The organism is Paenibacillus sp. NPDC058367, assembly GCF_042723305.1.
In the GTDB taxonomy this organism is placed as follows: domain Bacteria; phylum Bacillota; class Bacilli; order Paenibacillales; family Paenibacillaceae; genus Paenibacillus_AQ.
Genome location: NZ_JBHXIZ010000002.1, coordinates 1,181,909 through 1,201,675, shown reverse-complemented (window position 1 = coordinate 1,201,675; position 19,767 = coordinate 1,181,909). Strand labels below are relative to the sequence as shown.

14 protein-coding genes are annotated in these 19,767 nt (G+C 45.6%); 11 read left to right on the top strand and 3 right to left on the bottom strand.

The features are described 5' to 3' along the window. Positions 1-44 precede the first annotated feature (44 nt). On the top strand, positions 45-587 hold the full coding sequence (locus ACFWMP_RS16405; RefSeq protein ID WP_379424250.1) for a hypothetical protein: 543 nt from the start codon (positions 45-47) through the stop codon (positions 585-587). 268 nt (positions 588-855) lie between these two features. Here the strand turns inward: ACFWMP_RS16405 and ACFWMP_RS16400 are convergent, their stop codons facing one another. Beyond that, complete coding sequence (locus tag ACFWMP_RS16400) at positions 856-2,634, bottom strand: cache domain-containing sensor histidine kinase (RefSeq protein WP_379424249.1); 1,779 nt, start codon at positions 2,632-2,634, stop codon at positions 856-858. Beyond that, on the bottom strand, positions 2,615-3,856 hold the full coding sequence (locus ACFWMP_RS16395) for a response regulator (protein WP_379424248.1): 1,242 nt from the start codon (positions 3,854-3,856) through the stop codon (positions 2,615-2,617). Before ACFWMP_RS16395 ends, ACFWMP_RS16400 begins: the two co-directional genes overlap by 20 nt. 307 nt (positions 3,857-4,163) lie before the next feature. On the opposite strand from ACFWMP_RS16395, the gene ACFWMP_RS16390 reads away from it, so the two are divergent. The 4 genes from ACFWMP_RS16390 to ACFWMP_RS16375 all read left to right on the top strand — a co-directional run bounded on the left by ACFWMP_RS16390 (position 4,164) and on the right by ACFWMP_RS16375 (position 14,800). Beyond that, entirely contained in the window at positions 4,164-6,341 is a 2,178-nt protein-coding gene (locus tag ACFWMP_RS16390) for a beta-galactosidase (protein WP_379424247.1), read from the top strand. Between the two features lie 57 nt (positions 6,342-6,398). Next, on the top strand, positions 6,399-8,570 hold the full coding sequence (locus tag ACFWMP_RS16385; RefSeq protein ID WP_379424316.1) for a GH92 family glycosyl hydrolase: 2,172 nt from the start codon (positions 6,399-6,401) through the stop codon (positions 8,568-8,570). A gap of 193 nt (positions 8,571-8,763) precedes the next feature. Next, positions 8,764-9,852 carry a peptidylprolyl isomerase gene (locus ACFWMP_RS16380; protein WP_379424246.1) on the top strand — a complete coding sequence of 363 codons (1,089 nt, stop codon included), beginning with the start codon at positions 8,764-8,766 and terminating at the stop codon, positions 9,850-9,852. A gap of 25 nt (positions 9,853-9,877) precedes the next feature. Next, positions 9,878-14,800 (top strand): S-layer homology domain-containing protein, encoded by a 4,923-nt coding sequence (locus ACFWMP_RS16375; RefSeq protein WP_379424245.1) that lies wholly within the window; start codon positions 9,878-9,880, stop codon positions 14,798-14,800. A 65-nt stretch (positions 14,801-14,865) separates the two neighbouring features. Here ACFWMP_RS16375 and ACFWMP_RS16370 read toward each other — a convergent pair whose 3' ends face one another. Further along, entirely contained in the window at positions 14,866-15,723 is an 858-nt protein-coding gene (locus ACFWMP_RS16370) for a class I SAM-dependent methyltransferase (RefSeq protein ID WP_379424244.1), read from the bottom strand. A gap of 369 nt (positions 15,724-16,092) precedes the next feature. On the opposite strand from ACFWMP_RS16370, the gene ACFWMP_RS16365 reads away from it, so the two are divergent. The 6 genes from ACFWMP_RS16365 to ACFWMP_RS16340 all read left to right on the top strand — a co-directional run bounded on the left by ACFWMP_RS16365 (position 16,093) and on the right by ACFWMP_RS16340 (position 19,755). Continuing rightward, positions 16,093-16,479, top strand: a complete 387-nt coding sequence (locus ACFWMP_RS16365) for an NAD-dependent epimerase/dehydratase family protein (RefSeq protein WP_379424243.1) — start codon at positions 16,093-16,095, stop codon at positions 16,477-16,479. Further along, positions 16,476-16,763 (top strand): Rossmann-fold NAD(P)-binding domain-containing protein, encoded by a 288-nt coding sequence (locus ACFWMP_RS16360; protein ID WP_379424242.1) that lies wholly within the window; start codon positions 16,476-16,478, stop codon positions 16,761-16,763. The genes ACFWMP_RS16365 and ACFWMP_RS16360 overlap by 4 nt, the downstream gene beginning before the upstream one ends. Beyond that, positions 16,760-17,284, top strand: a complete 525-nt coding sequence (locus ACFWMP_RS16355; protein ID WP_379424241.1) for a GNAT family N-acetyltransferase — start codon at positions 16,760-16,762, stop codon at positions 17,282-17,284. Before ACFWMP_RS16360 ends, ACFWMP_RS16355 begins: the two co-directional genes overlap by 4 nt. A 291-nt stretch (positions 17,285-17,575) precedes the next feature. Further along, positions 17,576-18,787: an MFS transporter gene (locus ACFWMP_RS16350; protein ID WP_341145328.1), complete on the top strand. Its 1,212-nt coding sequence runs from the start codon at positions 17,576-17,578 to the stop codon at positions 18,785-18,787. Between the two features lie 53 nt (positions 18,788-18,840). Further along, complete coding sequence (locus ACFWMP_RS16345; protein WP_379424240.1) at positions 18,841-19,200, top strand: GIY-YIG nuclease family protein; 360 nt, start codon at positions 18,841-18,843, stop codon at positions 19,198-19,200. A gap of 75 nt (positions 19,201-19,275) precedes the next feature. Further along, entirely contained in the window at positions 19,276-19,755 is a 480-nt protein-coding gene (locus ACFWMP_RS16340) for a DUF6530 family protein (RefSeq protein ID WP_042188373.1), read from the top strand. The last annotated feature ends 12 nt before the right edge of the window (positions 19,756-19,767 follow it).

The following is a 19,767-nucleotide window of genomic DNA, read 5'->3' as shown; positions in this document are numbered from 1 at the left end:
TAATCAAGGGCATAATATTCCCAAAAAATTTGGAGGAATCGCCCTTGTTTAAATGGATTATTTCATTGATTTTAATCTTTACGCTGTCTGCTGGAATCGCATCAGCTAAGCCTACGCTTGCTTTTTCAAATGTGGGGTTGGATAAGCTGAAGAAAATTGCGGAATTCAAACTACTAGTACCGTCTCACTCTTTTAAAGGTTATAAGTTAGAAATTAAGGAACCATATCCGCTTGTTCTTGGTCAATCAGTTTCAAAAGTTAGACTTCATTTTTTTGATGAATCAGGAAAGACATATTTATTTGGAATTGAAGAACATAAGGCGGTTGGTTATAAAATAAACCGAGTTGTCACTAATTTAGATGTTCGTAACCAAACATGTACAACAAGAACTATAGTCGAGGATTTTAAATTTAATGAACGTGGAGAGAAAATTAACATAAACGGAATCGAAGGGCGATTTGAACCATGGGCTAATCATACACCAGGAGGATACCTACGTTGGGTACAAGATGGTACTTTCATTGAATTCAACAGTGGAGATTTGACTAAAGTGGAAATGGTCGCGTTAGCAAAATCAATGAAATGATTAATTGGTTGAACTAACGGTTTATGATTTCTGAGGAGCTTGCCATGGCAATGCTCCTCTTTTATTTGTTGAAGTAATGAATGGACACCCTTCCTTAGGAGATGAATTAATCAGAGGGCTTAATTCACTTTGAGAAAAGACAGAATAACTATTTACACTACTCACACGATAAAAAAGAAATCGCTCTTTATGAGAAAAGTGGAAGTACCGCCTACCTCTCAAAAAGGAACGATTTCTTTGTAGTGTCCTCATTCATTAACAATCTTAGTTAATTGGGCAGCTCCTTCTTCAAGCTAATCGTAACCGTGGTGCCTTGCCCCGGAGTGCTGGAGATGCTTAGCCCATATTGAGGACCGTATTCCAGCTTGATCCGTTCGTCCACATTTCGCAACCCATATCCGCTCTGGAACAGCACATCTTCCTTAGCTTGGCTAAGTGTCGCGCCGTTGGCAAAGCCGACTCCATCATCCGTCACTGTAAAGCGAATCTCATCCTCCAGCAGCTCGCCTTTAATCCAGATTCTGCCCATGCCACGTTTCTCGCTGATGCCGTGCTTGATCGCATTCTCTGCGATTGGCTGAAGAATCAGCTTTAGAATGCGGACTTTGCGTAGCGATTCCTCAATATCGTATTCAATCTCGAATTTATTTGGGAAACGCATTTGCTCGACCGTCACAAAACTCTCCACCAAACGGATTTCTTCGTCGACAGTAACGAATTTATCGCCTTTATGCAGGCTAATCCGAAAAAAGGTCGCCAGAGAAGAAATCAGCCGCTCAATGTCGGGCTGCTTCTTCAGCCGGGCAATCCAGGCAATCGCATCCAACGTATTATAGAGAAAATGGGGATTGATCTGCGACTGCAACGCAGTCAGCTCCGCCTTGCGCTGCTTCTCTTTTTCCTCATCTTTTTCAAGCATTAATTGGCTGATCCGTTCTACCATCTGATAGTAGCTGTTCTCTAGCTGGAAAATCTCATCGACCTGTGCCCGCTGCTCATAGACAGCTGCTAGGTCTTTTTTGCCAAACAGACTCAGCTTCTTCTTCAAGTTCAGTAGTGGTCGGGTGATTTTGGCCGCCAGATAAAAGGAAAGAATCAGTAGCACAATGAAGGTAACACTGGCGAAAAGAAGGGCATTTCGGTTACCCTTGGCAATTCCCTCCAGCAACTTATGGCTAGAAATCACACTGGTGAACTCCCAGCTAACGCCAAGCGTTTCCAACCTAGGATTCAAAGGATAAGTAGCAATGATATAGGAATTCCCGTTATCTGACCAGGTGCGGTAGCCTTCTTTCTGACCCGGACGAAGAGGGGCGTTCTCCTCCAAAAAATTGCCCAAGAGCCGCTTGTCGGGGTGAGATATAATCCTGTCGCTGGAAGTCAGGAAGGAGTAGCCAATGCCAGTGAAACTGGAGGAATAAAGATCTGCCAAGGCAGCTTCTCTGACATAGATGATGACGACCCCGATATTTTGCCCCGTATTGAAGTTCCGGAATTGCTGTCCGAAGGGGATATAGGCATTACCGTCGCCATCTCGTTTGATTTCACCGACAACAGGCATGCTGCTCTCCTGTATACGTTTAATGAACAGGGCTTCGGGAACCTCGAGCATCTGTTCCTTGGACTGATAAGAGTAAAGCATATTATCATTGGTATTGATGATTACATTGCCCACCAGATCATTCTGTGCAAGCATACCGTCGATGATAGCTCCAATCCGTGATTCCTTGTCTGCTGCCGGCAGGGAATCGTTATTAATGATCTGGTAAATGTCGCTGTTCACCAGAAATCGCAGGAACAACATCTGAATGTCATCGACCATCAACTCAACACTGAGCCCAATTTGGCGCTGAGTCTGGACCACATGGCGATACAGATCCTTTTGCAGATAGGTATAGGAATAGAAGTTAAAAATAACTAGCATCAGCACCAGATGCAGAGACAATCCCACTAACAGGACAACAACAATCCGACTTTTGATCTTGAACCTCCGCATCCAAGAATCCATCCGGTTGGCCATCGTTAGCTTAACCATAGGTTTTTGCATATTCGCTCGGCGGGATGCCCGTCATCTTTTTGAAAATCTGGCTAAAGTATTTGGAGTCGGTGAAACCAACCTGATTGCCTACCTCATAGACCCGATACATCGGATTGCGCAGCATACGTTTGGCTTCTTCAATCCGATATTCCGTCAGACATTCATAGAAAGTCTTGTTCAAATCTTTGCGGAATAGATGCATTAAATGGGTTGGACTGACGAACACCGCAGCAGCAACCATCTCCACGGTAATGTTCCCAGCATAATGCTCCCGAATAAAAGCGAGGGCGTCTCTGATTTCACGCCGGCATCGAGCTCCGGCCTCTTCCTCAGCGTACAACACGCGTTCAATACCAGACAAGGCACGCTGCGCAGCAAGCACAGCCTGTTTGTATGAATCTACGATTCCGTTCCATTTTTCAGTTGGTTTGCCGATGCCAACGCTAAGAGCCTGGCCGAAGTGCTGCTGGCTCCATTCCGATAGCTGCTTACCTAATCTGCGGGCAGAATCACCGGCAAGCTCAGGTTCATCGGTTCGGAGAATCATAACCCACTCCAGATGACTATCGCGGAATAGACAGAGCTGTTCAAAAGAATACGCTTCCAGAATAACCGCTGCTTCGTCCTCCAACGCTTTGCCTACATCAGTTCCTTGAAGACCATTATCAGCAGGGAAGGCTATGGACAGCGGCAGCATAGCTTTTCCTGGTTCCAATTGCAGCTCCAGCAGCTTTATTTTGCTGGTAATGAATTCCTCACTATGCAGCTGGCCATGCAGTAAATCCTGCCAGAATTGTTTGGATATCGCGGCAATTTCCTCATTAAGCTGTGAATATCGCTTGGAGAGTTGCTTTTTCCCCAGGATTTCATCGCCAACGCTTCGTACTGTATCTGCGAGTTGTTCTATATTAATGGGCTTCAGCAAATAGGTGGAGGCACCATAACGTAATGCAGCCTGCGCATATTGAAATTCGTCATAACCGCTAAGTACGACAATGCCTACGAGCATGTCCTGCTCCCGTATTTTCTCGATAAGTTCAAGACCGTTCATATACGGCATACGGATATCGGTAATAATCACATCCGGGCGGTGCTGTAGTGCAAGCTCCAAACCCTCCTCGCCATTGCTGGCTTCTCCTATGATCTCGACGTTGTATTCTGCCCAGTCTATGGTTTGGGTGATGCCCATACGGACGAGATATTCATCATCTACTATAAGCGCTTTCAACATTGGCCTCACCTCGAAGTAGTTTCTAATATGTCTTACAGTCATTATAAACATGAAACCTCTTTTAGAGGAGCGGTAATTTCTCAGTTGTCAGGATCACAAACGATTTCGCAGTATGTTCACCGGTGGCTAAGTACAAAAATGTCCGCATAGCCGAAGTTCTAAACATTTCAACAGCTTAACAAACCGTTTCATAGGATTCCATCCTAACTTTTGCAAAATGTACTGTGATAGACTTTAACCGTAAAAGAGCGGTAAGCGCTTTTATAAATACATGACATCGAAATTGAACGCTGTAGGAGGAGTACCTTTGATACAAAATTCATTTATTCCATTCGGGTTTCAATATTACCGTTCCCCAACCCCATTCCGGGATCAATGGGAGAAAGACCTGAGCAATATTGCCGGGCAGGGCTTCAATTGTGTGAAGTATTGGGTGCAGTGGCGCGCCAGCGTGTCCAAAGAAGGGATATACCAGTTCGATGATATTCAGGAGCTGATGGATATTGCTCAACAGAATGGCTTAAAGGTCATTTTGAACGTGATTTTCGATGTGGCGCCAGCCTGGTTTTATAAAAAACATCCTGATTCCAAAATGATCACAGCAGACGGTTCCGTTCTGGAACCAAGGGCAATTAACTGCCGCCAGATTGGCGGAGCTCCTGGACCTTGTTATCACCATGCAGCTGCAGCCACGGAGAAGGCGAAATTTCTGGCGGAAACAGTGAAGACTTTCAAAGATCATCCTGCACTCTGGGTGTGGGATTTATGGAATGAGCCTGAGCTGACAACAGGGATTAAGCGCAAGCTGTCATTTGACAACCAGGTATGTTATTGCGAGCACTCAGTGCTGGCATTCCAAGAATGGCTGAAAAATAAATATATTACTCTGGAAGCTCTGAACGAATCATGGCAGCGGACTTACAGAAACTGGGAGGAAGTAGAGGCACCGCGTGGGCAAGGCGTATTCAATGATTTGGTGGACTGGCGGCTGTTCATGTCCGATACTTTGACAGTTGAGCTGCGGAACCGGGTAGATACTGTGAAGTCACTGGATCTGCTGCATCCTGTTATGGCACATACTGTGCCAGCTCCTATTTTTAATATGATTACAGCAGGATCAGACGACTTTAAGCTGGCTGAGCCCTGTGACCTGACAGGCAATAGCCTAGGGTCCTCAGCTTGGTCGGCTGATCTACTGATCTCTGCCGCCAAAGGCAAACCGATCATCAACTCAGAGATTCATGCGCTGCCTGGCAATACGGCGATGAAACCGCGCAGGCCGGAGCTGCGAGAAATGAAGCGGCATATTCTGACCCCGCTCGCCCGTGGCATCACGGGGTATCTGTTCTGGCAGTATAGACCAGAGGTATTAGGACAGGAGGCTCCGGCTTGGGGTAGTGTGTATTTGGACGGCAGTCCAACCCCATGGTACAAGGATATGGCCCAACTAAATAAGCTTGTGCAAGACAATAAGCATGAGCTTTTACAGGCAAAACGGCGTGGGGACGGGATTGCTATTCTATTCAGCCCACAGAACCAAATCGCAAACTTTGCTGCCCATGATCATTTGGACACCTATAACGATTCCCTTCAAGGCGTCCATAAACTGCTACATGATCTTAATTATAAAGTGGAATTTCTGCATGAGTCGGATGTTACGGAAAAGACATTGGAGCAATACCGCTGCCTGTGGATGCCTTATCCACTGTATCTGAACCGTAAACTGTGTGACCTCCTGCGTGAGTGGGTAGAAAAGGGAGGCATATTGATTTCGGAATGCTCCTTCGGCGCGCTTCAGGCAGAGAATGGCTGTCACAGCTATACAGTTCCTGGTTACGGATTTGATGAAGTCTTTGGGGTTCGGGAGACTTGGATTCATTCTGCCGAGAATCTGGATCATAGCTATCATCAGGTAGCATTCGAATCACGGACGGCGATCCCACTCCTTAATGTAATGGAGCACAGCAAGGAAGGGGAAGCAGCCGCAGATGATAAGGCACATGGCTCCTATTACAAATCAGATATTGCGCTGCAAAGTCATGTGAAGGTCCTAGCCGAATTTGCCGAGGACAACATGCCTGTGTTGACGGCCGCCGCTTATGGCAATGGGCGTGCTGTGTGGTTCGGTACCTTACTTGCGGCTGCCTACTGGCAGGATGGACATACCGGAACGCTCCAGTTGGTGCGCGATCTTTTACAGCAGGAATTGAAGCTACAGCCGAATGTGCAAGTAAGCGGAGGTGTCCGCGCTGATCTTTCCGAGTGGGAAGTTGAAGAAGACAGAGGTGCGTTCCTCTATGTGCATAATGAAGGGAAGACGTTGGCAGAAGCCAAAGTTACGCTGCCTGCCAATTATACTTCAGCAGAGCCATGGTTTGACGATGGGAATGCCAAAATTCAGCCAATAAATCCGTTTGAACCTTCAACAACTCACCTGTCTATACGGGTAGAAGCTGGAGATGTTCAAGTATTTCGATTATCTTAGCCGGCAGCAGTTAAGGTCGGAGATTATAGAGCTGGTGTAAGCCAGCCAAAGGAGTGTATCCATTTGGGTTTGTTAGATTATGTTAATCCATTACAGGGGACTAAGTCGGATTTCCGCTACTCACACGGCAATACGCTGCCGCTTACAGCGATGCCATTTGGCATGGCGGCTTGGAGCCCGCAAACCCACGAAGCAGGGGGGACCTGGTTCTTCCATCCGCACCATCGCCACCTGGAGGGCATACGACTAACTCACCAGCCCAGTCCTTGGATCGGAGATTATGGACATCTAACACTGTTGCCGCAGACTGGACCGTTATTGCTCAGTCCTGATTCGCGCTCATCTTCCTTTAAACCGGAAGAGATGCAAGTGTCCCCACACTACTTCGGTGTGTCTCTTCAACGATATCGTACCCGACTGGAGCTGACCCCTACAGAGCGCTGTGCGGTGATTAGAATAACATACGCTAAGGGGCAGCAGAACAGGCTCATAATAGCACCGCTTAAAGGCGAGTCTCAACTCACCTTTCAACCGGAGAAACGCAGGATCATCGGCTTTACAAGAGGCCATACCGCCGGGGTACCCGATAATTTCGCGATGTATTTCGTCTTCCAATTCGACACAGACATTCTCATGGAGGATTCGGGAATCTTTGACGGGGAGTACCAACCTTTAGGGACGTATGAAGGAACCGGCGATAAGCTGGGTGCATACGTAGAATTAAACATACCGGAATCCGGTGTAATAGAAGTGAAATGCGGCACTTCCTTTATTAGTGGGGAGCAAGCGCAATTGAATCTCAATCGGGAGGTTGGTGGGAACAGCTTCGGAGAGATCTTGAGCAAAGCAGAGGCAGGCTGGGAAGAACGGCTGAGCCGCATCGTTGTCGAAAGCGCGGATGAAGAGAACCTCAGTACCTTTTACAGCTGTATGTACCGGATCTGCCTGTTTCCTAGAACATGGCATGAATATAACGAGCAGGACGAGCAAATTCATTACAGTCCTTTTAACGGCAGCATTTGCCGGGGTCCAATGTATTCAGATATCGGACTGTGGGATGTATACCGGACTAGCTTCCCGTTATACAGTATCCTGTTTCCATCCTTGCTCGGTGAGATCATGCAGGCTTGGACATTAGCTTACGGTGAAAGCGGCTGGCTACCAAAATGGCTTTCACCAGGCGAACGCAGTGCCATGCCCGGCACACTTATCGATGCGGCAGCTGCGGATGCCGTGGTTAAGGGCATTGGCGGCTTCGACGTAGAGCTAATATATGAAGGTTTGCTGAAACATGCAGATCGTCCGGCTACAGACGAGAAGCTGGGTAGACGGGGGCTAGAATTGTATTTGCAGCACGGCTATCTGCCACATGATCGTTTTCATGAAAGTGTAAGTAACACGCTGGATTATATATACGGGGACTTCTGTATAGCCCAAATTGCTAAAGCACTCGGCAAAATGGATGATTATGAGCGTTTTATGTACCGGGCACAGAATTACAAACTGCTGTTTGATCCAGAGGTTGGTTTTATGAGAGGCCGTAACGAGGACGGTACTTGGCAGGAAGGATTTGATTCTTTGGCGTGGGGTGATCCGTTCTGTGAAGGTGGAGCTTGGCAAGGGAGCTGGGCGGTTCCCCATGACTTCCCGGGATTAGCCAGTCTGATGGGTGGCGAGGAAGCTTTTGTTCGGCGTCTGGACCAGTTGATGGCCGAGGAACCGATATTCAAAGTGGGATCTTATGGCTTGGAAATTCATGAAATGTCGGAAATGGCTGCGGCCGATCTAGGGCAGTTTGCCATCAGCAATCAGCCCAGCTTCCATATACCTTATATTTTCGCCCGACTCGGGGCGTTGTCCAAAACACAGTACTGGGTTCGCAAAACCATGGCTAAACTGTTCAACAGTGGAATGGAGGGGTTACCCGGCGACGAGGATAATGGCAGCATGGGTGCCTGGTATATTTGGAGCGCCATCGGACTGTATCCGTTAAGTCCCGGGATTCCCGAATATGTGCTAGGCAGCCCTCTATTTGATAAAGTAACGATCCAACTTGAAAATGGGCGGCAGTGGGTCATTGAAGCGCAAAACAACAGCCCTGCCAATGTGTACAGTAAATCAATTCACTGGAACCATACGCTTTGGGAGCACCACTCTTTGCCTCATGAAGAGATTATTAAAGGCGGCGTCCTGAACTTCAGTATGTGTCCGGGGGTAGTCCCGTCCTAAAAGCAATGCAAGGCAGTCCGGAATATTTCGGGCTGTTTTTGTTTTTTGGATGGAACGAAATTGCTCTTTTTGGTCAAATCGTGAAATGGCAAACCATTTCGCAGCATTCCCGCCTGTTTTTTCAAGGGTAACATGTCTAATATCGAAGAGAATGAAAGCGCTTAATAAGAATGCGGAGAGGAGGAAGCAACTTATGACTTTAAGGCTTTATTCCAAAAGAAATCGACTTATCACTATTCTATTCGCCCTGATTGCGGGAAGCCTGCTGCTGATTGGCGCGATGAATGTGCAGGCTCCACAAGCAGAAGCACCACTTCTGACCCTTAACGGACAGGAGGTCACTGCAGCGGAGTTCAACTGGCATCTTCAAATGAATCGGGCACTGACTGCTGATTACTTCAAACAGACCTACGATGCCAACTACTCAGAGAAATTCTGGTCTACCGACTATTCCGGCGAAAAACCAATCCACAGGTGGATAAAAGAATCCCAGACGCAGCTACTGACGAAGCGGATGGAGTTGCAGCTTGCTCAAGAAGCAGGTGTGATATCGGATATCAGCTATGAAGGTTTTCTAAAAGGAATGGGGCGTGAGAATCAACGGCGGAGTCAGGCGGTAGCGAATAAGGAAGTGGTGTATGGTCCTCTTCATCTGGAAGCGCAGGCCTATTACAGTTATTACATGAGCAACCTTGAGGATACCACGATTGAAGCAATGCGCAGCAACGGAGGCATCGTGATTTCAGATGAACAGGTAAGGCTGGAATATGAAGCAAAGCAAGCTGCTAAATATTCTCGGCCGGGAGCTATACATCTTGAATGGGCATCACTGCCCTTTGGTCCGGAAACAGAATACAAGGATCAGCAGGAGGCCATGGAGAAAATGGAATTGCTCCGGGCAGCAGCAACAGCAGAAATAAGATCAGACGCAGGCATCCATCAGCAGGCAAAAGAGCTGGGTATAAACGTGGGCGAAGTCAAAATAACAAGTGCTTCCCGGCGAACAGCAGCGCTGGAAAATCCTAAGGTATTGCTTGCTGCAGATCAGCTTGCACCTGGACAGATTAGTGGCTTGTTTGCTGAAAATGGGGCCATCCATCTACTTTACTGTCTATCGGTAGAGGATGCAGGAGTTATACCTTTCGATCAAGTGAAGGATGCTATCACACTTCATTTGGCGCAACAGAAGTTTAGATCCTTGGTGGACGATAAGCTATCCAAAGCTGTCCCAGAATGGAATTACCCAATGGCTGAAAGACTCGCAAACCAAGCCATTCAATAAATGTTCAAGGGGGAATAGCACAACAATGTTAAAAAAACTCGCAAAATCACTGCTAATGATGGTTCTGATCTTTACGACAGTGTTCCCAGTAATGGGTGCTTCTGCCCATGCTGAAGAGACGTATGCCGATGATTTCACTGCTTTGCCAGCAGCGGAGCTGAGTTCGGAGAATTGGTTGATTGACAGCAGCAATCCTCAATTCTTCGGCGGAGATGCTACGCGGTTGGTCAGGACATCCACGGATACCGGTTATGCCGTTTATTCATTAACAGGAATTCAGTCGTTTACGCTTCAAGCCTATTATTTCTCTGGCTCAACAGCCGTAATCAAGTTCTACGAATCGGGTGATGCGACAGCGTGGACGGAGCTTCCAGTCATTAATGACAGTCCCACAGCAACCGGTTCTGGTTGGTATGGAACAGTATACACGCCCGCCGGTGCACTTCCGAATGATGTCAATTATCTCAAAATCGAGATCAGCGGCGACCTCGACAGCTGGCTGATGCAGCTTGGACACCTTACGCTCTCCAATGTATCACTTGCACCCCAAACGATTAATGATGAGCTTGATGATGTTTCACAGCTGTATGCATTTAGTACAAATTGGTCTTTAGATACAAGCAATCCCACTTTTTTTGGTGGAGATCATTCTCGTGCAGTGAGAACAGCAGATTCGGCAGAATCACTTGTGTACCATTTGCATAATTTGCAGCATTTCATCGTCCGTCTGCATTCCTTTGCCGGGTCTAGCGGAAGCATAAAGTTCTATGGATCGGCGGATGCATCCACCTGGACAGAGATTTCAGCAATACATGAAGCTCCACAATCTACAGGAGATGCAGCTTGGACCGGGACGAATTATACCCCAGCACAAGGGATTCCTTCAGGCATTCATTATTTAAAAATCGAGCTCAGCGGCGATTCCGCCCCTTGGCTGATGCAGCTAGGATCGGTCTCCTTGTCCAATCGCTTGCCTGGAGATGGAGGGAACAGCGGTGGAGACGGAGATTATTACGTCGATTCATTTGCAGGCAGCGACAGCAATGATGGAAAAACACCTGAGACAGCCTGGAAGACCTTCTCTGTAGTGAACGAGACCACCTTTGAGGCTGGAGACCGAATTTTGTTAAAGAAGGGTGGAATCTGGAACGAACAATTATATCCTAAGGGTAGCGGAACAGACGATAAACCGATAACAATCACTGCCTATGGCAGCGGAAGTAAACCGACTATCAATGGTGGAGGCATGGCCGGAGCAGCTGTATACCTGCGCAACGCCTCAAACTGGAGCATCCGGGATCTGGAGGTCACAAACTATGTTTCCGAGAGAGGAACCATTTACCGGGAAGGCATAATGGTGGAGAACGCAAACGGAGGAACTTTAAGAAATATCCGCATCCAGGATAACTATATACATGATGTATCAAGCAGCTTCCGTTATCCGACAGTTTCCGGTGCAGAAGGGGGTCCACATGCGTTCGGTGGAATCTCCGTATATGTGGGTGGAACGACGGGAACGGACAAATTTGATGGGGTATGGATCGAAGGCAACACGGTCGAACGAATTGGACGGACAGGAATTGTGGTATGGGATCAGCGTTTCAACGGAGCCGACTATGCTACGGTCAATGTTACGATCCGCGGAAATTATGTCAAACAAGCAGACAGCGACGGCATCCTCACCTTCGGTGCGGACGGAGCGTTAATTGAGCATAACATAGCAGAAGAAGGTGGGAACTACTCCGAAGAAGGCGAGTTTAACGGCTCAGCCGCAATCTGGCCGACCCGGGGCAAGAATAATATCGTGCAGTTTAATGAGTCCTTTAACACAAATAAACCAGAGGGAGATGGACAGGGCTTCAATCTGGATATCGATACTAAGGACAGTGTAGTTCAATATAATTACAGCCATGGAAATAAGGGCGGATTCATGCTTTTTGTCGATGCCCGTTTAACTCCAGGAGTGCTTATCGGCTCCTCTAACAATGTAGTCAGATACAACATCAGCCAGAATGATCTGACGCATACGTTTAATTTTGCAGGCGGGGTTACGCCGGATACGCAAATCTATAACAATACGATCTATATCGGCACTGGGCAAAACACCAAAATAATCGACCATGAATGGGACGACGCGGGAAATATCAACGCTCCCTATACGTTCAGGAACAATCTGGTCTACAACCTTGGACAGGGAGGTTATAATCTGCCCGGGGAAAATGGCAGCTTCGACCACAACCTGTTGTATGGAAATCATCCAGTAAGCGAGCCGGAAAATACGAATTCCGTCACAGCGAATCCGCTCTTGGTTGCTCAGGGCAGCGGTGGAATTGGCTGGAATACAGTGGACGGTTACAAACTGAGAGAAGGTTCTCCTGCACTTGGTGCTGGTGCTATTATTGCAGATAATGGCGGTCGGGACTATTGGGGAAATGCTGTTTCAGCAGAAAATCCACCGAATATCGGAGCCTATAATGGACCCGGACTTGATCCTGCCACACTGCCTGAAGCACCTGTAGATGATCTGCGATTATATTTTCAAGGCTTAAAAATTGCTCCTCATATTACAGATGGTAGAAACGGAGGCATATCCCTTCAACTTCAGTTTACAAACAGTTCTGGAGTAGACCCTCTGAAAATTAACAAAATTTCCTGGAAAATAGGGGAAGGAAGTGGCCAACTCAGCGGTAGCGAGTCGCAACTAGCAGAAATCGCTCCGAATAACAAATTTACTTATCCAATACCCTTGCCGGGATTCTCTGAAGGTGTCAAATATCCTCTTGACTTGACCGTTGACCTTGAAGGCTATGAGACAATTCACCTCAAGCAAAACATAGATATTAACCGGATGAAGCATCAGTCAGACACAGGAACTCCCGCGCTGATTGATCTTGCAGACGGAACCCCTTTGTTGAGCGGGTATAACGGTGCGGATGATCTTAGCGGAACAGCACAACTACGCTGGGACAAGGATAACATTTATTTGACTGCCGACATCCGTGATGATGTATTCAGCCATAACGCTTCCGGGATTAATATTTGGCAAAATGACAGTATTCAATTCAGCCTCGCTCCCGGTGTACCGGGCGATAGCCAATCCTGGTATGAATACGGAATTTCACAGACGCCGGAGGGGCCGCAAATATACCGCTGGCTGTCCATGAAAGGTGCTGCTACTGGAGTGTTGACCAAAGGAACTCTAAGTGTAACCCGAGATGAAGCGACTAAGATTACCTCATATGCACTGGCACTACCTTGGAGTGAAGTAAGTCCAATTCGAGGAGCGGGAGGCAATGTCTTGAGCTTCTCGATGTTGGTTAACGATAATGATGGTGCGGGCCGAAAAGGGTATATTGAGTGGGGATCAGGCATAGGCGCTGCGAAGGATCCGGCACTTTTCCGCACCTTCCAGTTTATGAATGTCGAAGATGAGGAGGAGACACAACCGAGTGATAATGCTGATTTGAGCTTTTTGAGTATGGAGGGTACAGATATTCCCGGGTTTGACCGTAATACATTGACCTATACAATAAATGTACCCTTTTCTAAAACAGCCGTGACTGTTACAGGGATACCTTTAGATCCGAAAGCCAAATTAACAGTAACTGGCGGAAGTGAACTAAAAGTAGGAGAAAATAGCGTCAGCATCAAAGTTACCGCCGCAAATGGAACAACAACAAAGACCTACACTTTGAAAGTGGTACGGAGTGAAGACCGCGGGGGAACAGAAACGCCTGGCAGTTCGTCCGGCAGCAATAATGGCAGTAACAATAGTAACAGTGGAGGGAAAATAGTTAATCCAGTGAATATAATCTCAGCCGGCCGTATTCAGATTCAGGCTTCACCTGATGCTGAAGGAATGCGCCTTGCACAGCTTCCTACTGGAGAAATTCAAAAAGCGATGAAGAGTGTGCAAGATGGTGCATTGGCACTTGAGCTTACTAAATTAGATGCCACAGCTAAGGGAGTAACCTTTCAATTGCCCGTTACCGAACTGAAAGATAATGTTATCTCTCTTACAATAAAAGCAGGTGAAACCACCGTGACGTTCCCAATTGACAAGATGGGTAGCAATATTCCGGAAGGTTCCAAGCAGTTGGAGCTGTCCATTCATTTTGTTGATCCTTCAACCCTTTCTGTTTCATTAAAAGAGAAATGGAAAACGCATGCCGTGTACCGGATCTCCTTGATGGTAGACGGAAAGCAAATAGAAACATTAAGTCAAACTGCGGCAATGAAGGTATCGTTTGGATATAAATTGAATCCTAGTGAAGCGCCGAATCAAGCCATCGTCTATTCTATTACCCGCGAGGGGCTGGCGGAAGTGGTCAAGAACTCCAAATACGTTTCAGGTACAGAAAGCATCACCTTCACAACACGGAAGTTTGGATTATACGCTGCAGCGAATGGAGATATACACTTCTCTGATGTCAATTCGGTCTTCGGTGCTATCCTTGAAGCGTTGGCATCTCGTGATTTGGTTCACGGAACAGGCGATGGCAAATATGAGCCTGCCCGCCAAATCACCAGAGCAGAGTTTGTTCAACTGCTGGTATCGGCACTGGACCTTCAGCCTGAGAACAGCAGTACTTTCGAAGATGTGAGTCCAGACGCTTGGTATTACCAAGCTGTCTCAACAGCTCAGGCGCTAAAGATTGTTAACGGACGCAGCGAAGGCTTATTTGGCGCAAAAGAACCGATTACTCGCCAAGAAATGGCTGTTATTTTGTTTCGCGCTCGGAGTTTAGCAGCTCTTCAGCCGGATTACTCCAGCAAAACCGTAGTATTTGCTGATCAGAAGCAAATCGGAGCTTATGCCAGGGAAGCAGTTGAGTACCTGCAGCAGTCAGGGATAATCAATGGTTATTCCGACGGAACCTTCAGACCACTGAATCTGACCACCCGTGCGGAGGCTGCTGCTTTGATTTATAGAATTATGGGATTGTAATCATCACAAAAGAGCTGGAGCCAAGTGTATTTGGCTCCAGCTTTTTTTCTTGCAAGTATAATAAATTATTCCTTCAGGCTGGCCACACAACATATCTCATGTCCGCGACGTTCGCCTTGCCATTTGGCCAATAATGCCATTCGCTCTACAAATGGAGTATTCGGCCCATAGTGAGGATGTGCATCGATCAATACATCCGAAACAGAGACCAGCTGCCGCGTGAATATCGAAATGATCTCAAATCCAGCCTGATTGAGTAATTCACGCACATTAGCGTCCGTGTAATGATACAGGTGATCGGGTTCAATAAATAACGGTGACTCAGGTCCGTAGACTTCGTTGGTTAATGAATGGCTGTTGGGAATACTGAAATAAATTTTCCCTTGCGTTGTCAAAAGATTACGAATATCCTTCAAAAATGCAAATGGATCGGAAATATGCTCAAGCACATGCCAGAACACTACCGCATCATAACGAGGAAGATCAGGATTTTCAGCCGAGTCATCGTCTTGGGTGCTTTTCCATTCATCTTTAACCAGATCCACACCGTATTTATATTTGGCATAGGCTCGAGACATTTGTGAGGGTTCAATGCCAACCGCTCTCCAGCCGCCATTTCCAGCAGCATGTAAAAATTCACCTGTTCCAGAGCCAATCTCTAGCAATGCTCCTTTTTCTGGACTGAACATTTCCAGCAGCATTAAATTAAACAGAGCATGGTCGGAATAGGTAGCTTGAGCATATTTTTCACGCATTGCAATCCATTCTGTATTATAAATATCTGCGATTAAGCCGGTTGTATCAACCTCCGCAATATTCGCTCTAAAGATAAGTCCACAGTTGCTACACCGCATTAACGTAAACGAATGATACTCATGGAATACGGTGATAGCTGGGGCAGGGCCACACAAAATACATTGCATTTAAAATACACCTCCGTTATTCGTTTCACTTATTCCTTCCAGGTCACTAGCTGGGGTTAGAGCATCATAGTTCAGTTGAAGGGCTTGGAGTGGGTTTCATTTCTTTCATACTATTATCAATCTGGATAGAATATGCTCGTCTCACTGATCCTAAACAAGGTCAAACTTTAATAGATTTATAGTATAGCTTTCTAGGACTTTATATTAGGTGAAGCGGAAATTGGGAATCCTTCTGTTGTTGCATGATTATAAAGGATGAAGAAGCAAGCACATTGTTACAATCCATGATTACGCCAAAAGATTGTTGGCTTCGAAAATGCCTGTTAATATTGGAAATAGAATCATCTTTTAGATTGGAGAGTCAATGATATGAAGGTCATTATTTTTGGAGCTACAGGTATGGTTGGTCAAAGCGCGTTACGTGAATGTTTGATGGATGATAGAGTTCAAGAAATACTTACGATTGGGCGTAAAAAGACAGAGCAGCAACATACAAAACTAAGACAAATTCAACTTTCCAATGTAGCTGAATTATCAAGTATAGAACATGAAATCACAGGTTATGATGCATGCTTTTTCTGCCTTGGGGTTTCCTCTGCTGGTATGAAGGAAGAGGAATATAAAAGAGTAACATATGATATCGCGCTATCCGCCGGAACAACATTAGCAAGATTGAACCCTCAAATGACCTTTATATATGTTTCTGGAAGTGGGACGGATAGTTCGGAAAAGGACGCTCTATGTGGGCGAGAGTGAAAGGGAAGACAGAAAACGATCTGTTGAAGCTACCTTTTAAGGACGCATATATGTTCAGACCAGGTGTGATTCTACCCCTATATGGCGTACAATCCAAAACAAAAGTGTATCAGATTTTTTATGATGTGATGAAGCCACTTTATCCCTTGCTAAAGAAGTTAAACAGTGTCATTACATCGGAACAATTGGGACGAGCTATGATTCAGGTAACTATTAACGGTTATCCAAGACCCAGAATAGAAAGCAATGAGCTCAAATCCATGATCAGGAGATTAAATCAATGAACATTATCATTAGACAAGAAAAAGCTCAAGATATTAACAAACTCTACCATGTAGTCCAAAAATCATTTGAAAATGCGGAACATTCAGATCATGATGAGCACAATTTGGTAAATAGACTAAGGAGCTCGACAAAGTTTATTCCGGAGTTATCTCTTGTAGCTGAATATGAGAATAAGATCGTCGGTCATATCCTTTTTTCAGAAATTCTAGTGGGTGATCAAACTCTGGTTGCGCTTGCACCTGTTGCAGTACTACCAGAAATGCAAAGCAAGGGTATAGGGAAGCTACTGATTACTGAAGGCCACAAAATCGCAACACAGCTTGGATATAAAGGCTCTGTCGTTTTGGGTCATGATAAGTATTATCCGAAGTTTGGTTATAAAAAAGCTAGTCAATTTGGTATAGAAGCACCTTTCGAAGTTTCAGACGATAATTTTATGGCCGTTGAGCTTATAGATGACGGTCTCTCAGATGTCCATGGCGTTGTCGAATACGCTAAAGAATTTTTTGAAATTAGATAAACGTAAAAAAGTGGAGCAAATGCTACGGCAGTTGCTCCACTTTTTTATTTGTTTACAGAATCAATTAACACCTTTAAAAAAAGGATTGTGGAATATCGAGACTGAAAACGGCTTGACGAACGACACTATCCTGTATAAAATGAAGCAGTGATTTAGTAAATTAGTAAATGAGTAAATTAGTAAATAGGAGTGGTGCAATGAAAATACCAACAACGTTTAAACATAATCATGTTGTCATGTTGGAGAGTTTTGAGAAGGTGTAAAAAATAGTAAAGGATATGGGGAATTAAAATGTTTTCTAATCGTTATGTTCGAACAATTATCCTCTCCCGTGTGTTATTGCAGCTCGGAATATGGATCCGGAATTATGCCGTCCTTCTTTATGTATCTGAATTGACGAATAATAATCCGGTAGATGTATCTCTGATATCGGTTGCCGAATTTGCACCGATCTTTCTTTTTGGTCTTATTGGTGGGACCTTTGCCGACCGATGGCGGCCGAAGAGAACCATGGTATGGAGCGATTTGTTATCTGGCTTGTCCGTCGGGGTGGTGCTGATTGCGGTCATGAATGGCGAATGGATTGCGCTTCTTATCGGATCTTTTGTATCTGCCAGCTTATCTCAATTTTCTCAGCCTTCGGCGATGAAACTGTACAAGAGACATGTGCCAGCTGAACAGCTGCAAGGCGTTATGGCGATGTCCCAAACCCTTGTCGCTGTCTTTACGGTTTTGGGACCCGTTATTGGTACGTTTATTTTTATTAAGTTTGGAATTCACGTATCTCTGATCCTGACAGCCGTTATGTTTCTGGGCTCTTCGCTTATATTGTCTTCCCTTCCTCGGGATGAAGAAGAACCCAAGTCAGGTAAAGCCAGCGGCTTCATCAAAGAGTTAACGGCTGGCTTGCGATACATCGGATCGAGTAAACCCTTAAGAACACTTAGTTTAACTTTCTCGGCGGTGGGTTTGGCATCAGGACTAACTCAGCCGCTTCAGATTTTTCTTGTCATCGAGAACTTAGGTAAGGACAAACAATTTCTTCAGTGGCTTGTGATGGCTAGTGGGGCAGCCATGTTAGTAGGCGGAGCTGCAATAATCGGGATAGCCAAAAAAGTAAGGCCACAGCTATTGCTTTTGATAGGCTTACTCGTCAATGCCGTCTGTACGGTTGGAATGGGAGCTTCTAAGCAAATTTGGCTGACGATTATTTTCTTGGTGATCAGTGGTTTGTTTTACCCTTGCATTCAAGGAGGGATTCAGACACTTCTTGTGCGAAATACCGAAGGGGCCTTTATTGGCCGAGTTTCAGGAGCAATCATGCCTATTTTTATGGGAATGATGGTGGTTGGCATGTTCATTTCCGGCTACCTTAAGGATACGTTCTCCTTGATGGGCGTATTTATGGCGAGTGGTGTATTTGTGATTATCGGTGCGCTTTTTCTGCTTCCTATTGTGGTTAAGATAAGAAGTAATGTGGAGCTGGAATCGCTGGGAAAATGAAAATCCAACTACAATTTCCATGAATTTATTATCTAAGATAAGGAGAGAAAGATATGGATATGAATAAACGCAAAGAGCTGATCGAGGAGTACAAACAGATTAAGATTTATATGGGTGTTGCTCAAATCAAAAACCAAATCAACGGCAAAATATTTATCGACAGCTATCCTAATTTGAAAAACAAATGGCTTACCCTGCAAATGCAGTTGGATTCAGGGAGATTTGCAAATGCCCAGCTCCAGAAGGATTGGAAAGAATTCGGTACGGATGCGTTCACTTATGAGGTACTAGAACAGAAGGAGATAGATAAGGTAACTGATATGCGCTGGGAACGGAAGAAAATCTTAAAGCCATGGTTAGAGAAGTTACAGCCCTACGGAGATAAAGGTTATAACAAACCACGAATTGACTAACGATGAAATCCAAGATAAGATGAAACCGTCGTTTAGTAAATTAGTAAAATAGTAACTGGAAGGAAGAAAAAAAACATGAAAATACCTACAACTTTAAAACATAAGCCTGTTGTCGTATCGGAGAATTATGAGAAGGTTGACGGCCGAATGGCTGGAAACACAGATGCGAAAGGTCTTTCCTTAGGATTGGCGCAGTGGAATGATCGAGGAAAGGTCGATATTTCTGCTAAGGTATGGAGATATACCGGGGAAAAATGGTCCAGACAATCAGAAGAACTGCCTCTTCATCGCGTGCTTGATTTGTCCATTCTAATTTGCCGGTCGTTAGAACATTTCCGCGAAGCGTATCGATATGAGAATTTATATGACCCGGAGCAGCCCGTCATCGACAGAGTTGGCTTGCAAGGGGATGCGATGACTGTAGCGGTATGTACAGATAATGAGCGAATTAATGAAGATATTAAGCTATTTAATCAAGCTCTTAGCGATGACGATGAAATGATCGGTGAGCGTCTGAGCACGTTATCCAAAATATTAAAGGATATGGGATATTAAACAGTGAGTGGT

Excerpts from the sequence above, each read along its gene's own strand:
- ACFWMP_RS16400 (WP_379424249.1), bottom strand. The coding sequence starts at position 2,634 with ATGCAAAAACCTATGGTTAAGCTAACGATGGCCAACCGGATGGATTCT.
- ACFWMP_RS16395 (WP_379424248.1), bottom strand. The coding sequence starts at position 3,856 with ATGTTGAAAGCGCTTATAGTAGATGATGAATATCTCGTCCGTATGGGC.
- ACFWMP_RS16380 (WP_379424246.1), top strand. The coding sequence starts at position 8,764 with ATGACTTTAAGGCTTTATTCCAAAAGAAATCGACTTATCACTATTCTA.
- ACFWMP_RS16375 (WP_379424245.1), top strand. The coding sequence starts at position 9,878 with ATGTTAAAAAAACTCGCAAAATCACTGCTAATGATGGTTCTGATCTTT.
- ACFWMP_RS16370 (WP_379424244.1), bottom strand. The coding sequence starts at position 15,723 with ATGCAATGTATTTTGTGTGGCCCTGCCCCAGCTATCACCGTATTCCAT.
- ACFWMP_RS16365 (WP_379424243.1), top strand. The coding sequence starts at position 16,093 with ATGAAGGTCATTATTTTTGGAGCTACAGGTATGGTTGGTCAAAGCGCG.
- ACFWMP_RS16355 (WP_379424241.1), top strand. The coding sequence starts at position 16,760 with ATGAACATTATCATTAGACAAGAAAAAGCTCAAGATATTAACAAACTC.
- ACFWMP_RS16350 (WP_341145328.1), top strand. The coding sequence starts at position 17,576 with ATGTTTTCTAATCGTTATGTTCGAACAATTATCCTCTCCCGTGTGTTA.
- ACFWMP_RS16345 (WP_379424240.1), top strand. The coding sequence starts at position 18,841 with ATGGATATGAATAAACGCAAAGAGCTGATCGAGGAGTACAAACAGATT.
- ACFWMP_RS16340 (WP_042188373.1), top strand. The coding sequence starts at position 19,276 with ATGAAAATACCTACAACTTTAAAACATAAGCCTGTTGTCGTATCGGAG.